Genomic DNA, 15186 nt, shown 5'->3' on the forward strand with positions numbered 1-15186 from the left:
ATTTTTTCTAAAAGAATTCTAATCTCATCCCAAATATGCACCTAGTCAAGGGAAAAAGTTTGCCAGCCCTCCTTTGATAAGGTATAATAATAACAAGAAAACAATCGAAGGAGATCGCATGTTTTATACTTATTTACGTGGATTGGTTGTCTTGCTCCTATGGTCCATCAATGGCAATGCCCATTATCATAATACTGATAAAATTCCTAATCAAGATGAAAATTATATTTTAGTTGCGCCTCACCGTACCTGGTGGGATCCAGTTTACATGGCCTTTGCGACCAAGCCAAAACAATTTATCTTTATGGCCAAAAAAGAGCTCTTTACCAACCGTATCTTTGGCTGGTGGATTCGTATGTGTGGTGCCTTTCCTATCGACCGTGAAAATCCTAGTGCTTCTGCCATCAAATATCCTATCAATGTTCTTAAAAAAAGTGATCGCTCTCTCATCATGTTTCCAAGTGGGAGCCGTCACTCAAACGATGTCAAGGGTGGCGTAGCTCTGATTGCCAAAATGGCCAAGGTCCGTATCATGCCGGTTACCTACACAGGTCCTATGACCTTGAAAGGCTTGGTTAGCCGCGAGCGTGTCGATATGAACTTTGGAAATCCAATCGATATCTCCGATATCAAGAAAATGAATGACGAAGGCATTGAAACAGTCGCCAATCGTATCCAAACAGAATTTCAACGTTTGGACCAAGAAACGAAACAATGGCACAATGATAAAAAACCAAACCCACTCTGGTGGTTTATCCGCATTCCTGCCCTCATCCTTGCCATTATCCTCGCTATCCTAACTATCATCTTTAGCTTTATCGCAAGCTTCGTATGGAATCCAGATAAAAAGAGAGAAAACCTTGGTTAAACAAATACAACAATCCCTTGGCAAAAGCCAAGGGATAATTCTTTTACTTGATTTTCCATTTTTGGGTCAACCAGCTAGAAAAGGCTAAAAATCGTTCAGCCACTTGTTCATGATGTCCATAAGGATCAAAGACAAACTGACCGTTCGGATAGCGTTTCTGAAGACTGGTATGAATCTGCTCAGCATAGGCTGGTGCTTGAGCCAAGCGATTAGTATGGTGTGCTCCTTCTGTTTGACCGTTCTGTAAATACAGCAAACAGTCTAGATTTTTCACTGTCTCTGCCTTGCAGTAAGTCACAAAATCAGGATACCAAAAGGAACCGCAGATTGAAAAGACACAGGAAACCTTGTCAAAGCTGAAAAGACTGTAGACTGCCGCCAAACCACCTAGTGAATACCCTCCATAAGCAAGGCGAGTTTCGTCCAGGCGATAAAGCGACTGCAGCTTGTCTAAAAGACCTCCAAATAAATGATCATGATAGGCCTTGGCCTGACCTCCAAAATCTGGAGCTCCATCTCTCAGAGCAGCTGCTTTCCAAGGAGTGTAGTCATCTAGGCGATTTTTAGAGGTCAAGCCCACTAAAATCACAGATTCTGAAAGGGATGATAGGAAATCCAAGTTTCCATCATTCAATAAAATAGCTGGATAGGTTTGATTGGGGTCGTAGTTAGAAGGAAGGCTGATTTTGACTTGAATTCCTTCCCAATCAAACTCATTATTTATTGATAAAGTCATTGATTTTCTCAAGGGAATCAATCACTGCTGGACCATAGTCCATCAACTCATCGTAAGAAATGGTCATGATTTTTTGATTCTTAATAGCAGGAACACCTTCCAAAACAGCATTTGCCTTCATCAACTCTACTGCGTTGGCATCCAATTTTTTATTGCGGTCGCTGGTTACATAGATAATCAATTCAGGATCCATTGACACGAGATTTTCCAAGGTCAAGCCTGATGTTCCCGTTGCAACATTTGTATAACCAAGTTGGTTCAACAAACTTTCTTGCAAAGCAGACTTGTAGGCACCGAAGGTTTCATCATTATAGGCAACCATAATCAAAGCCTTTTTCTTTTCACCTTGACTTGCTGGGTTTGCTTTCTTAACAGCATCAATTTTAGCTTGTAATTGGGCTGCGTATTCATTAGCCTTGTCCTGAACATTAAAAATCATTCCCAGATTTTTGACATCTTCTACAATATTTCCCAAATCTTGCTGAATTGTTGAGAGAGAAGCTTTTTGCGTATAAACTGGGATTTTGTTTTCATTCCAAGTGCTAATTATCCCCAAGGATTTTTCAGAAAACATCATGTTTCGACCCATCACAGCATCTGGCTCATAAGAAAGGACTGTCTCTTGTGACACTGTTTTTTTATCCCCAATTTGAGGAATAGCTGCAATAGCATCCTTGTATTTGTCCGTCACAGCATTGTCTGGATTGAGCATGCCAGCAATTTTATCCTTCAAGCCTAACTCCAATAAGATTTCAGTGGTTGAAAGATTGTTGGTGATAACTTTTTCAGGTGCCTTGTCAAAGACTTGTTCGACTTCATTTCCTTTCGCGTCATAGGTTTTGACCGTTAGTGGATAAGTCGTCTCTGCGCTCGCCTTTTGACTTGTTTCTGTGTTAGACTGTGTGGTAGCTTTTTCTGTAGTATTGCCACAAGCTACCATGGTTAGGGTAGCTACTGTTACGAGTAAAATGCTTAGTGTTTTTTTCATCTTGTTTTCCTTTTCATTCTTATAAATAGTGAATCATGGCTTGCTGATCCTCGGTCCAAGTAACCTGACTTTGAACTCCGTATACAGTTTGCAATGACTCAGGGGTGATGGTCTCCTTTGGAGTCCCTTGGTAAAGGATTTCTCCCTCTTTCATCAGATAGAGATAATCCGAATAGCGACAAGCAAGTTGAATATCATGTAGAACAGCTAGAACATTGACCTTGAGATTTTTCACAATGGCCAACAAGTCTAGCTGATACCTGATATCCAGGTGATTGGTTGGTTCGTCTAGGAGCAAGAGAGTCGGTTCTTGCGCCAAGGCGCGGGCTAATAAGACTCGTTGTTTCTCCCCCCCTGACAGAGACGAATAGAGACGAGTTTTCTTCTCGAGCATATCCACCTTGACAAGAGCATCTTGAACGAGGGCATAATCTCTTTCCCTTTCCTTCTGTAAAAAAGAGAGGTGGGGAGTTCTACCCAGCAAGACGATTTCCTCAACTGTACAATCAAACTGCAATTGATTAAACTGGGTGACAACTGCCATTTGCTTAGCTGTTTCTTTGAGTGACCAATGCTCCAGCGGTTTTCCATCTAGGTTTATCAAGCCTTTATCCGCCTTTTCCTGACGATAGAGGAGTTTAAGCAGGCTGGTTTTTCCACTTCCATTTGGTCCTAGTATCGTGTGAAATTGATTCCCTTCAACCTTAAGAGAAACTCCCTTGAGGATTTTTTTCTCTCCCAGTCCAAAATGGATATCCTTACAAATCAAGTCCATGTCAGACCCTCACCTCCCTTCGCCTACCTCCAACAATGTAGATAAAGAAGGGAGCACCTACCAAGGCTGTGAAAATACCAATAGGAAGCTCTGCGTTTGGAATGATGATACGAGAGAGTACGTCTGCCCAAATGACAAAGAGGGCACCTAGCAAGGTTGCAACAGGAAAAAGCCTCTTGTAATTCGTTCCTACTAATCCTCGAGCTAAATGTGGAGTAATCAGACCGACAAATCCAATAATCCCACAGGTTGCTACTAATACTGCTGTCAGCACAGCCACCATTGTCACATAAAGATACCAATAAAAGCGTAAGGGAATCCCCAAAGTTAAAGCAGCCTCATCTCCCATCATCATCGCATTGAAAACACGATACTGGGTAGAGAAAAATAGAAAGGCTATTCCTACCACTATAGTTGGCAGGACCAAGTCAGACCAGGAAGTCCCAGCGAGCGAGCCCATGGTCCAAAACTTAATGGTCATCACACTATCCGCATTAGCGCCAACTGAGATAATAAAGTTTGAAAAAGCCAGAAAGAGAGCGTTGACCACCGTTCCTGATAAGATTAGACTAGAAGTCGTCATCCTTCCCTGCATAGAGGCAATGATGAGGACAGCAATTGTTGCCAAAATAGCGCCAAGAAAAGCTCCAAGGCTAATCATCACTTTTAAACCAAGAATGATGCTCAAAGTTGCCCCTAGAGTTGCACCCGCAGATATTCCTAAGACATAAGGCTCTGCGATGGGATTGTTCACTGTAGACTGCATCACGCTACCACACATAGAAAGACCAGCCCCCACTATCAAACCTAACAATACTCGGGGGAATCTCATGTTCCATACAATGGCAAGAGTAGACTTGGAAACCTCTCCTATCTCAAGAGGAAATCCCAACCTGCTCAAAACAATCCGATAGGTATCTCCTAGATCAATCGCAACGGATCCCATTGAAACTGCTAGAAAGAGGGAAATTCCTAAAACACCTAGTAAAATACCTAAAAGCAATACAAATTGCAGGTCCTGTCGGCTTCCAGAAAATTTGGAAAGCATGCAAACCTCCTTTGATAGAATCTTAAAAATTTAGAAAATTCTCATGAAAAGTATACCATATTTTTAACTATGGAACAAGATGAGAAAAATGAATATAGTTGGTCTTACAGTACTAATAATCGTAACCGAAGATTATACTTGAGTATATCGAGGTAAAGTGACAACATAAAAAGCCCTCTGAAAATAGAGAGCCACCTGTTTATATAATTAGTGAGAATCTTTATGTCACCAATTCTCCCACTGGGTTTCAATCTTGACATCACCATAGTTGCTTGGCGAGTACTTGCTGTCATAAATCGTGCACCAGTCTTTCAAGACTTTCTGGTTGACGATTTCGTCGTAGTAAGAATCCAAATCCTTTGCAGTGATACCGTACTTCTCTAGGTAAGTTTTCACTTGGGCCTCGTCTTCGATATAGCTATCCTCATTTCCTGATAATACTATCTGAATTGACTTTGTGATTGTTTTAGTGTTTGGATTATATTTGCTGATCATCCATATCTTCGTTCCATCAGCTATTTTTCTCTCAACTGAAACAAACATTTTACTATACGCTTTCTCAAAATTAAATCCAACTCTCAGTTCAAGATAGCCTTCTGGAAGAGTCTTATACTTTCCTAAAGGGCTATATTTAAAATAATCTCCATCACTTGGCCAGACATCATCGATTTCAAAACCTTCTATATTTCTTAAAATATTATTTGTGCGATAGGTTTTCTCTGTTTCCTGATAGATTTCATCAAAAATGTTTTTAGGTTGCCTAGTAAAAAAGTAGAAACAGGATAATACAATTAGTGCAAATAACGCTATTAGACCTAAAATTTTTTTCATCATCATCCTCCTACTCCGCCACAGCTTCTAAACGATTTAAAAATTTTGACACACCTTTATAATTACTTTCAATATACGATTTAATGGCATCTTCCCCTTTTTCCATAATCTCTAATGGGAGGATACTGGAGTAAATAGTACTTCTAACCTGCTTCCAATCTTTATTTTTTAAGAATTCTCTTTCTCTAAGAGTCGAATCCTTTTGAAGGTCAGCATAATAGGAAGATATGGCTTGGTCATAGGATTGCCCCTTTTGCATACGACCAATAAGATTGACCGAATCGAGGTCTGCCTTGTAATCATCCTCACCAATGCTTGGTTTTTTATCCGTAGCGTTTTTAGTCGTGTCTCCCTCCCAGCCTGAAAGATCCTTGACACGCTCTCTACCGCCATAGATATCAGCTAACTGAACTTGATTAGGATTCAGATGAGTAGCCATGGTAATGGACTGGTGGGTAAAGTCTGCGTGACCTGTCACCAATTCTCCCACTGGGTTTCGACTTTCACATCGCCATAATTGCTTGGCGAGTACTTACTGTCATAAATCGAGCACCAATCTTTCAAGACTTTCTGGTTAACGATTTCGTCATAGTCTTTCTCTAATTCTTCTTTAGAAATATTATATTTTCTGAGATATTCTCTTATTTTTTCTTCATCCTCTAGATATTGACCTGGTTGCCTCGGTTCTTCAAAAATCGCAATCTCCTTTTGAAGGACTTTCTTTTTTATATTATAGTGAGCCGAATACCATAGGGTAATATCCGAATTAATCCTTTTTTCAAAAAGAATCGTCATTCCTTTAATACCTGAACCAAAGTTAAATCCAATACTTATGTCTTTATAACCTTCAGGATGAGTTTGATACTTCCCTGAAGGGGTGTATGCAAAATATTCTCCATCATTAGGCCAACCTGGACTAATTTTAAACCCATCTATGTTTCTTAAAATATTATTTGTACGATAGGTCTTCTCCGTTTCTTGGTAGATTTCATCAAAAATATTTTTAGGTTGATGGATAAAAAAGTAGAAACAGGATGATATGATTATTGCAACTAAAGCTAATATACTCAGTGTTTTCTTCATTAACTTTTCCTCCTAGTCTACCAAGGCTTCTAAGCGATTTAAAAATGTGGATACTTCTGGGTATTCTTCCTCAATATACTCTTTAATAGAAACCTCACCTTTTTTTAGTATATCCGCCGGTACTAGGCTAGAATAGATAGTACCTCTTACCTTTTTCCAATCCTTATTTTTCAAGAATTCTCTTTCTCTCTGAGAAGAGTCTTTTTGAAGGTCAGCATAATAAGAAGTTATAGCTTGGTCATAGGATTGCCCCTTTTGCATACGGCTGATAAGGTTGACCGAGTCTAGGTCTGCCTTGTAGTCATCCTCGCCAATACTTGGCTTCATATCGTTTGCATTAAAGGTCGTGTCTCCCTCCCACCCTGAAAGATCCTTGACATGCTCTCTACCGCCATAGATGTCGGATAACTGAACTTGATTAGGATTAAGATGAGTCGCCATAGTGATGGACTGGTGGGTAAAGTCTGCGTGACCTGCTCCATTGTTAGAGTAGGCCTTCAGTTTGCTATCCCAAAATTGGTCAAAGTTACCCGTATCACCATAAATCCCTTCATAAGTACTTTTATAGGAATCATAATGGTTAGTTCCATTTTTTCGATCATATTTCTTAATTTGATCTATATTATCAGATTTCCCACCCGCCATCTCATGCTGCAATCTAAGATTATAATACAGTTCTTTGGCCTTTTCTTCTTTCAATCCCAGTTCTTGATAAATTTCAAGAATTGGTTTTAAAGTTCTCAATTTTTGGCCTGTCTGCGGATCGCTCACAAATTCTTTATAAAAATAATGCCCCAATCCACCTGCTGTTTCGTTCCACTTAAAGTCATCATAGTTGGCCGCACCGACGACTCGCAAAAAGATATAGTCACGAAACTCTTGACTAGAGGTTGGAAACTTCTTGTCTATCCCCTGCTTGATGGTCAAGAGCTGTTGGGCTGTCTCGGCATCAAAGCCGTATTCTGCCATCATGGTTTGGACAAAGGCCTTCTCTTGACGACTGAGTTTCATATCCTTTGTGTCAGAATAGGCAGTCAGGTAGTTGGCCCAAGTCAGGTCAGATGGAATTTTAAAGCTCCCTGTCTTTGCATCCCAACTATTTTCAATCTGGGCCAGTCCGCGACTCAGTTGCACATCGATACTGTCTAGTTCATCGAAAAGCCCTCCTGAGTAGCTATCATAGGCGCGCAGGTCTCTCAAAATCGTTTCATAGACGCGTTTATTGGCGTGATGTCCTCGCATGAGTTCCACATTACTGCGTCTCAATCTTCCCTTTTCTTCACTATCCATGGTCAAGCTAGAAAGGAATTGGTTGACTTCATCTAGATAAGCAATCATTTGCTCTTCCTGACGGATCTTATCAAGTAGATCATCCTCCCGCCAACTCTTGCTGTCGACCATCGTTTGGTAGTCTTCTGGCAATTTCTTGATAGCTTGAGAGAAGGTTTCCGTATAGAGTTGTCCCCCTTTGCTCAAGGGTAATAAGACACTTGCAAAAAAACTTCTAGCCGAATTATAAGCATCGCCCTTTAGACTCTCTGTATCCTCTGAAAACTTTTGAATGGCTGATTGCAAGTCTTGATAAGCCTCAACCTGAGATTGGCACATGATTGCTACACTCGAACTTTGTAGTTGTGATTGTTCTAAGTACATATCAATGCCCATGTCGTTTTTCCTCCTCTCTTTCTAGTTCTTTGCGTCTTTCATAGTAAACCGCATCCAAGTCTCCCTCTAACCGGAACTTTTCTTTTTTCAAATCATCCATGCGGTAGCTGAGCTTCTCAAGAATTTGGTTTTTAAGTTGGTTTCTTTGTAGGAGTGTTTCTTCCAACTGTCCTGCATATCGGCTCTGATAGGCCGCCTCCCACAAATCATTTTGATAACGGTGACTAGCTCTATCATACCCTTCAAAGGTTTCTATCAGTTCTTTGGTGCGATATTTCTCTTTTCCATTGTCTTCTAGCTGGTACAAGAGTTCTCGCTCTCTTTTCTTCAACTCATCCAACTTGCTCATGCATGACTCCTAAAACCATTGGCACCCGCTTCATCTAACGCCTCAAAATCACTCGCTATAGAGTGCAGTCGTTCTGAAGTCAGGGTAACGGCTGCCGAAATCTGACTAGCTAGATTTTGAGACTTTGTCAGACATTGATGGGCTTTGTTATTCCCTTGAAGGGTCGTTCGATCATCTTGACTAGCCACAGCAATCGCTGTTAACGATTGACAAGCATTTTTCAGCTGACTCGCATACATTTGAGCAATATTTAGATCACTTTTTACTGTTGACATGACTGTTCTATCCTTTTTCTTAATCCCTTGTGATAGGTTTACTTTATTTAGCTATATAGACCTATTATACCATGTTTTGAATGCAAGCCCTAATTTATTCTATATTTAGATAATAAAATAGTTTTATATCTAAAAAGCTACCTAATTAGACTAGCTTCATTATCAAGCTATGCTCAATTGAACTCGGCCTAAGCACTTGGCAAAAAAGATAAAATCTCCAAGAAACTGAAGTTTCTTCGTCACTTTTCCTATTTTTGCTTTGTGCTTTTGACGGCCTTTGTATCTTGTTAATTGAACTCGGCCAAGCACTTGGCAAAAAAGATAAAATCTCCACGAAGGGAGAAAATCTGGTTTATTTTACCTTATAGTGCTAGGAACCGTAACCGAAGATAATACTCGAGTATATCGCGAGGTAAAAGTGACAACATAAAAAGCCCTCTGAAATCAGAGAGCTGATTTGAGCTCGGACTAAAATCCTAGTGAAACAAAAAAATCTACACGGTCAGAAAAGTCTCTATCGTGCCATTTTCATACATGATGTATAGTCCAAGTAGAATGAATACTAAGGGCACAATGATTCGCTCGTATTTTTCAATTGTCTCGAATATTAACGGAATAGAGGATAACGCCCGACTAAGCTCGCATAAGATAATTATGCCGATTACAAACACAAGCAACGCCACGAGGGTCTGTGACCAATCTAACGAAGCAAAATAAGGTATATAGATACCTAAATTATCTCCGCCAGACGCAATTGTCAGCAATGTAACTGTCCAAAATAGTTGATTTGCCTTGCTTTGTTCTAATCTTTCAATAATTTCTTCCTCTTCTTCCTCACCTTCTCCAACAATTGCAAAGCGAATCCCTAAATAAATAGGGATTAAACCAAGCAATCCAACCATCCATTCTTCAGGCACGAAATTAACGACATAAGCAGCAACTAAACTCGCCCCTACAAGTAAGCCTGTGCCTAGATATTGTCCCGCATAAATATGCCATTTTTGTTTATTCTGTGATAACTGTGCAAATAAAATAAATAAAATAATTAAATAATCGATACTGGTGGAAATATAAACACCAATAGCAGATATGATTGTCTGTCCCATAAAAACCTCCTGTATTAGTCAGTAATAAATCAGCAGATTTTAGGAGAGCACAGACACATTAATTTAGCTATCGCTAGTGGGTAATGTCGAACGTAGGAAAGCATTTTACTCCTCCTCAAAACGTAGTTACAAAGTAATTTCTAACTGGAATTCGGTGACTACTTCCATGTAAAGTATAACATACTATACTTTACTTCGTAAAGTGTGGGCTCTCCGAGGGGGCTTACAGACAGCTACGCACCCTTATGGTGTCATTAGCTGATACCATTTGAGGTTTTTGTAGTCTCCAAAATTGTGACCGATAAAACACCCTTTAACCTTGTCATGTCCGGTGATTTGTTTTTGTAGTCTCCAAAATTGTGACCGATAAAACACGATTCAGTTATTCCAGATGCTGAAAACTGTTTTTGTAGTCTCCAAAATTGTGACCGATAAAACCTCAATAAAAAAGCCCTCTGAAAATCAGAGAGCTCCAGTCTTGCTGGATAAAACGTTTATAGACTAGGCGGACGAGGCGAAGATTGTACTAATGGTACATCAAGCCGAAGCCAACGAAGTATAGAAACGTTTTAGACGCAAGATTAGCGACGAAGTCCTAGAGAGTTGATTAACTCACGGTAACGGTTAACGTCGTTTTTACGCAAGTATGCAAGCAAGTTACGACGGCGACCGATTTTCTTCATCAATCCACGGTAAGTAGCGTGGTCTTTTTTGTGTTGTTTGATGTGTTCGTTAAGGTGGTTGATTTCCCAAGTAAGGACAGCAACTTGAACCTCTACTGAACCTGTATCACCTTCGTGACGTGCATATTGTGCGATGATTTCATTTTTTTTCTCTTTTGAGATTGCCATGATGTTTCTCCTTTTTATTTGGCTTCATCCGAGTGACAGGTTGGCATGCCTGCAACCAAGAAGAAGTTATTTGTCTTTACGACAGTTCTTATTCTACCAAGAAGCAGAGACTTTGTCAACTGATTTACTTTTTAAAAACTTGACCTACTCTACTGATTTCAGAGCTTCAAGCATATCCACCTTTCTCAAGTGGTGATTTACAAAGAGACCCAGTAAGGCTAAGATTACAGTCACTGCGACGATTGGAAGAGCAGAGACTTCCCAGCTGACCTGTGGATAAAAAAGTATGGTGGCAGGTGAGATCATTTGAATCAAAAATTGATGTAAATAGTAGCCGGCTACCAAACCGAGAACAATCCCCACAAAGGACAGCACCATGGTCTCGCGGTAGATATAGAGGGTCACTTCTTTATTATGGAAACCGAGAACCTTGATGGTCGAAAGTTCACGGATACGTTCTGCCACATTGATATTGGTGAGATTGTAAAGAATGACAATGGCTAGCAAGACGGAAACAAGGACAAGGATTGCCATGGTTTTATTGAGAGAATTGGCTACAGATTCAAAAAGGTGGATAGCCGTTGCATTTTGGACCACCCCAGAAACAGCAGTTTTTTTCATAAAGGCCGCAGCTTCTTTCTCCGTATTGGATGGTGTTGGCTCTTTTAATTTTACTAGGTAGGTATTGTCTTTCGGACTGGTACCGTAGACTTGTTCGTATGTCGCTCGATTGAGATAAACAAAGTGTCCAACATAGTTTTCAGAAATAGCCGCGACCCTGATTTCTTTCCCATCAAGCTCCAGCTTGTCTCCAACCGTAATACCTTCTAGTTGAGCTAATTTTTGACTCACGACTGCTCCATCTGTGACCTGCACCTCTTGGCCATTTTCCTCTAATGCGATAAAGGGGTTGAAATTTTCTCTGCTTGTAACCATTATGGTGATAGTCTGAAGTCCTGCTTTTCCTTTGAAATCTTTTTCAATGGATTTAGAGTAAATCTTTTGATAAGCATGGATAGGCTCAGCTTGCAAGGCACTTTCTAGGTCTGCTTTTTCTTGCTCCGTTACACTGCTCTTTTCCGCTACAATCATCTGGTATTGCTGGATTTGTTCAAATTGACGCTCGACAACTCCTCCCACAGAAGACTGAATGCCAAGACCTGCAAATAGGAGAGCAACCGAACCCGCAACTCCAAAAATGGTCATCAACATCCGTTGCTTATAACGGAAAATATTTCGCGCCGTAACCTTATGAGTGAAGCTCAAACGACTCCAAATAAAGCTCAAGCGTTCCAGCAAAATCTTTGATCCTTTAACGGGAGGTTTGGGCAGCAAAAGTTGGGCTGCTTCATCGTGCAATTCCCTCCGTGCCACTAGATAAGCTGGCAAGACACTGGATACCCAACTTAAGGCCAGGGCAAGAAGGCTATAAGACCAGTAGAAATACTCCTGACTTTTCCCAACGACCATTCCAGCTGTTATAACATCCGAAATCACGCCTGCAAGGAGATAATGTCCTAGAAGCGTTCCTAAAACGGTTCCTACAGTTCCTGCAAGAAAACCATAGAGAACAAACTTGGCAACAATATCTTTATTCTTATAACCTAGAGCCTTGAAAATACCAGCATTGGTGCGCTCTTCATCCACAAAGCGAGTCATAGTTGTAAAGGTTACCATTGCAGCAACCATAAAAAGCACCACGGGAAAGATATTCCCGACAGAACGAATACTTGCTGAAGCGTTACTGTACATGAGATAGCCTTGACCGCCTGGCATGGTTTGGCGGTTGTATACATGGTAAGTAGGCTCTGCCAGTTCATCAAGCTCTTTCTGGCGTTGTTCAAGCTTCTCTTTTTCCTTGGCTAGATTACTCTCTGTCTGAGCCATTTTTTCTTTTTCTGTAGCCAATTCTTCCTTAGCTTTTGTCAATTGCTCCTTGACTTGACTCTTTTGAGGCTCAGGCAAAGCGGTCACTTGTTCTTCTTGAGTTTTCAATCGACCTTCAGCCTGTTCTAACTGACTCTTGACTTTTTGAAGGTTACTTTCAGCTGTTTGGAGTTGCTCTTTTCCATCTTCCAAGCTCTTTTGCCCATTTGCTTTGATACTTGCCAATCTTTTTTGACCATTATCGGCAAGCAAGTTTTGTAAGTCTTCCTGGTGTTGATCTCGTTTGCTTCTATAGTCTGATGAAAAAGCATCCAAATTTTTTAAATCATCATAGCGTACACGCGCAATGCTATAAACATCTGAGTCAAACTGACTGGGTAAAATCACTCCATAGCCAGCCAAGCTTCCATTTCCACTACTAGCCCCTCCCAAGTCTTCTTGAGAAAGCATTTCACCCGAATGGACAAATCCAGTAATGGTGAAAGATTGGGATTTTATGACGGTCTTCCCTTCTTCTTTCTTGCTAAAGGTGATAGTCTGCCCAATCTGATAGCGGTCTCTCCAGAAATCTGCCAAGGAAATTTCCCCATCAGCTTCTGGCAGTCGCCCTTCTGTCACTTGAAAAGTTGAAATTCCCTCTGGCTTAGAATAAAGTCGAATTGCTTCTTCACTATTTTCAACGGTTAGGTCTGCCATATAGCCAAACTCAACACTTGCTCCTTGAAGGGTCTTTAGTTCGTCTTGATCCTTTTTATCCAAGCCATAATCAGCTATCACGGCCAGATCCAAGGTATTTGCTTTACGGAGATAATCCTCAGCCGTACGTTCCATATTGGGGCTAGTCACTTTGAGACCTACTAGAGCTAAAGACCCCAACATCATCAAGGTCAAGATAGATAAAAAGCGTCCCTTGGAAGCAGTCACCGACTGGAGCAAGTCTTTTCGGTATGTTTTTTTCATGCTAATACTCCAATGTATCGATAGCCTGTGGATGATCATTGATTGTTACTCTCATAACAGTGGCATCACGCATATGAATCACGCGATCAGCAATGGGCGCCAAAGCTCCATTGTGAGTCACGACGATCACCGTCGCTCCCTTTTGACGGGACATGTCTTGGAGAATCTTCAAGACTTGCTTGCCCGTCTGATAATCCAAGGCGCCTGTCGGTTCGTCACAAAGGAGAATTTTAGGATTTTTAGCTACTGCGCGTGCAATGGAGACTCGCTGTTGCTCCCCTCCAGAAAGCTGGGCTGGAAAGTTATTGAGACGATGAGCCAGACCTACATCTGTCAAGACCTGCTCAGGATTCAAGGCATCTGTCACGATTTCAGAAGCCAACTCCACATTTTCCATAGCTGTCAGATTGGAAACTAGATTGTAAAACTGAAAAACAAAACCGACATCATTGCGGCGGTAATTGGTTCTCTGGTGGGAATTGTAGTCTGCAATATTGGCACCATCAATCCAGATTTCCCCTTCGTCATTGGTATCCATTCCCCCAAGAAGATTAAGAACCGTTGACTTGCCCGCACCAGATGCACCTAGAATGATAACCAATTCACCCTTTTCAATCTCAAAATTCACATCGCGATTGGCCACAATCTCCGTGTCCCCAACCTGATATCGCTTGTAACAGTGTTTCATCTCAATATAAGCCATCATCAACCTCACTTTCTTTAACAACTTCTTAATATCATTATAACGCTTTTTCGAAGAGTTGGATACTAGAATAAAAAGAAAAACCTAGGTATTCCTAGGCTTTCTTTTTACAAATTATTTTCCAAGGTAGTATTCAGAAACTACGTTCAATTTTTCATCGAATTCGAATACCAATGGTGGGAAGTTAGGGATTTCCACATCCATGATTTCATCATCTGACAAACCTTTGATGTGTTTTACAAGGGCACGGATTGAGTTACCGTGAGCTCCTACGAATACGTTTTTACCATCTTTAAGTGCTGGAGCGATTTTGTCTTCCCAGAATGGAAGGGCACGTTCCAAAGTCACTTTCAAGTTTTCAGCATCTGGGATAACTGAGTCATCAAGTGAAGCGTAACGACGGTCAGTGTGAGCCGAGTGCTCATCGTCACGGTCCATGTTTGGAGGCAATACATCGTATGAACGACGCCAGATATGAACTTGCTCATCACCAAATTGTTCAGCAGCTTCAGCTTTGTTTTTACCAGTCAAACCACCGTAGTGACGTTCGTTCAAACGCCATGATTTTTCAACTGGAACCCACAATTGGTCAGAAGCTTCAAGAGCCAAGTTAGTTGTTTTGATCGCACGTTTCAATACTGAAGTGTAAGCTTGGTCAAATTCGATACCAGCTTCTTTGATCAATTTACCAGCGTCAATCGCTTGTTGTGTACCTTTTTCAGACAAATCAACATCAGCCCAACCAGTGAAAAGGTTAGCTTTGTTCCATTCAGACTCACCGTGGCGAGCAAAAACCAATTTTACCATTAGATGGATTCTCCTTTAAATTTTCCGAGGTTTTCCCTCGTTTATCTATTCTATTTTACACAATTTTTCACAAAAAAGCTAGTTAAAATCGACAAGTCTTTGTGTCTAAATTTTTGGGAATAATCAAATATCCTTATAACTCAATAAAAAAGCGAGGATTTTCAGACAAAAAAACTGGAGAAAGTTCCTCCACTTTACTCCAGCCCTTGACTATATTGCACTATTTATGCTACAATATTGTTTGACTGATTAAG

The 15186-nt window shown here is 40.7% G+C and carries 16 protein-coding genes; 1 reads left to right on the top strand and 15 read right to left on the bottom strand.

The window, feature by feature from the left end; genetic code table 11:
- Nucleotides 1-118: 118 nt before the first annotated feature.
- Nucleotides 119-868 carry a lysophospholipid acyltransferase family protein gene (locus tag CBI42_RS08485; RefSeq protein ID WP_045611210.1) on the top strand — a complete coding sequence of 250 codons (750 nt, stop codon included), beginning with the start codon at nt 119-121 and terminating at the stop codon, nt 866-868.
- A gap of 43 nt (nt 869-911) precedes the next feature.
- Here CBI42_RS08485 and CBI42_RS08490 read toward each other — a convergent pair whose 3' ends face one another.
- The 15 genes from CBI42_RS08490 to CBI42_RS08560 all read right to left on the bottom strand — a co-directional run bounded on the left by CBI42_RS08490 (nt 912) and on the right by CBI42_RS08560 (nt 14932).
- Nucleotides 912-1604, bottom strand: coding sequence for an alpha/beta hydrolase (locus tag CBI42_RS08490; protein WP_094753761.1), 693 nt, complete (start codon nt 1602-1604; stop codon nt 912-914).
- A complete protein-coding gene (locus CBI42_RS08495) occupies nt 1585-2592 on the bottom strand; it encodes an ABC transporter substrate-binding protein (protein WP_094753762.1) in 1008 nt (335 codons plus the stop codon). Before CBI42_RS08495 ends, CBI42_RS08490 begins: the two co-directional genes overlap by 20 nt.
- A 19-nt stretch (nt 2593-2611) precedes the next feature.
- Nucleotides 2612-3367 carry an ABC transporter ATP-binding protein gene (locus tag CBI42_RS08500; protein WP_094753763.1) on the bottom strand — a complete coding sequence of 252 codons (756 nt, stop codon included), beginning with the start codon at nt 3365-3367 and terminating at the stop codon, nt 2612-2614.
- Nucleotide 3368: 1 nt separating this feature from the next.
- Nucleotides 3369-4415, bottom strand: coding sequence for a FecCD family ABC transporter permease (locus tag CBI42_RS08505; RefSeq protein WP_094753764.1), 1047 nt, complete (start codon nt 4413-4415; stop codon nt 3369-3371).
- 225 nt (nt 4416-4640) lie between these two features.
- A complete protein-coding gene (locus tag CBI42_RS08510) occupies nt 4641-5246 on the bottom strand; it encodes a TipC family immunity protein (RefSeq protein WP_094753765.1) in 606 nt (201 codons plus the stop codon).
- 10 nt (nt 5247-5256) lie between these two features.
- Nucleotides 5257-5724, bottom strand: coding sequence for a hypothetical protein (locus tag CBI42_RS08515; RefSeq protein WP_094753766.1), 468 nt, complete (start codon nt 5722-5724; stop codon nt 5257-5259).
- Complete coding sequence (locus CBI42_RS08520) at nt 5721-6329, bottom strand: TipC family immunity protein (RefSeq protein WP_094753767.1); 609 nt, start codon at nt 6327-6329, stop codon at nt 5721-5723. Before CBI42_RS08520 ends, CBI42_RS08515 begins: the two co-directional genes overlap by 4 nt.
- A gap of 12 nt (nt 6330-6341) precedes the next feature.
- Nucleotides 6342-7994, bottom strand: coding sequence for a T7SS effector LXG polymorphic toxin (locus CBI42_RS08525; protein ID WP_094753768.1), 1653 nt, complete (start codon nt 7992-7994; stop codon nt 6342-6344).
- A complete protein-coding gene (locus CBI42_RS08530; protein WP_049487353.1) occupies nt 7984-8343 on the bottom strand; it encodes a DUF3958 family protein in 360 nt (119 codons plus the stop codon). Before CBI42_RS08530 ends, CBI42_RS08525 begins: the two co-directional genes overlap by 11 nt.
- The gene (locus CBI42_RS08535; protein ID WP_042750740.1) at nt 8340-8618 is read right to left on the bottom strand and encodes a TIGR04197 family type VII secretion effector; all 279 of its coding nucleotides are present in this window, start codon (nt 8616-8618) and stop codon (nt 8340-8342) included. Before CBI42_RS08535 ends, CBI42_RS08530 begins: the two co-directional genes overlap by 4 nt.
- A gap of 494 nt (nt 8619-9112) precedes the next feature.
- A complete protein-coding gene (locus CBI42_RS08540; RefSeq protein WP_094753769.1) occupies nt 9113-9724 on the bottom strand; it encodes a CadD family cadmium resistance transporter in 612 nt (203 codons plus the stop codon).
- Between the two features lie 581 nt (nt 9725-10305).
- On the bottom strand, nt 10306-10575 hold the full coding sequence (gene rpsO, locus CBI42_RS08545) for a 30S ribosomal protein S15 (RefSeq protein ID WP_001018251.1): 270 nt from the start codon (nt 10573-10575) through the stop codon (nt 10306-10308).
- A 144-nt stretch (nt 10576-10719) separates the two neighbouring features.
- Nucleotides 10720-13428: an ABC transporter permease gene (locus CBI42_RS08550; RefSeq protein ID WP_179211389.1), complete on the bottom strand. Its 2709-nt coding sequence runs from the start codon at nt 13426-13428 to the stop codon at nt 10720-10722.
- A complete protein-coding gene (locus CBI42_RS08555) occupies nt 13424-14125 on the bottom strand; it encodes an ABC transporter ATP-binding protein (protein ID WP_094753773.1) in 702 nt (233 codons plus the stop codon). Before CBI42_RS08555 ends, CBI42_RS08550 begins: the two co-directional genes overlap by 5 nt.
- 114 nt (nt 14126-14239) lie before the next feature.
- Complete coding sequence (locus CBI42_RS08560) at nt 14240-14932, bottom strand: phosphoglycerate mutase (RefSeq protein ID WP_000240129.1); 693 nt, start codon at nt 14930-14932, stop codon at nt 14240-14242.
- Nucleotides 14933-15186: the final 254 nt, after the last annotated feature.

The organism is Streptococcus sp. KR, from assembly GCF_002238115.1.
Taxonomy (GTDB): domain Bacteria; phylum Bacillota; class Bacilli; order Lactobacillales; family Streptococcaceae; genus Streptococcus.

Bases quoted from the DNA above. Each gene is read 5' to 3' on its own strand.
- CBI42_RS08485 (WP_045611210.1), top strand. From the start codon at position 119: ATGTTTTATACTTATTTACGTGGATTGGTTGTCTTGCTCCTATGGTCC.
- CBI42_RS08490 (WP_094753761.1), bottom strand. From the start codon at position 1,604: ATGACTTTATCAATAAATAATGAGTTTGATTGGGAAGGAATTCAAGTC.
- CBI42_RS08495 (WP_094753762.1), bottom strand. From the start codon at position 2,592: ATGAAAAAAACACTAAGCATTTTACTCGTAACAGTAGCTACCCTAACC.
- CBI42_RS08500 (WP_094753763.1), bottom strand. From the start codon at position 3,367: ATGGACTTGATTTGTAAGGATATCCATTTTGGACTGGGAGAGAAAAAA.
- CBI42_RS08505 (WP_094753764.1), bottom strand. From the start codon at position 4,415: ATGCTTTCCAAATTTTCTGGAAGCCGACAGGACCTGCAATTTGTATTG.
- CBI42_RS08510 (WP_094753765.1), bottom strand. From the start codon at position 5,246: ATGAAAAAAATTTTAGGTCTAATAGCGTTATTTGCACTAATTGTATTA.
- CBI42_RS08520 (WP_094753767.1), bottom strand. From the start codon at position 6,329: ATGAAGAAAACACTGAGTATATTAGCTTTAGTTGCAATAATCATATCA.
- CBI42_RS08525 (WP_094753768.1), bottom strand. From the start codon at position 7,994: ATGGGCATTGATATGTACTTAGAACAATCACAACTACAAAGTTCGAGT.
- CBI42_RS08530 (WP_049487353.1), bottom strand. From the start codon at position 8,343: ATGAGCAAGTTGGATGAGTTGAAGAAAAGAGAGCGAGAACTCTTGTAC.
- CBI42_RS08535 (WP_042750740.1), bottom strand. From the start codon at position 8,618: ATGTCAACAGTAAAAAGTGATCTAAATATTGCTCAAATGTATGCGAGT.
- CBI42_RS08540 (WP_094753769.1), bottom strand. From the start codon at position 9,724: ATGGGACAGACAATCATATCTGCTATTGGTGTTTATATTTCCACCAGT.
- rpsO (WP_001018251.1), bottom strand. From the start codon at position 10,575: ATGGCAATCTCAAAAGAGAAAAAAAATGAAATCATCGCACAATATGCA.
- CBI42_RS08555 (WP_094753773.1), bottom strand. From the start codon at position 14,125: ATGGCTTATATTGAGATGAAACACTGTTACAAGCGATATCAGGTTGGG.
- CBI42_RS08560 (WP_000240129.1), bottom strand. From the start codon at position 14,932: ATGGTAAAATTGGTTTTTGCTCGCCACGGTGAGTCTGAATGGAACAAA.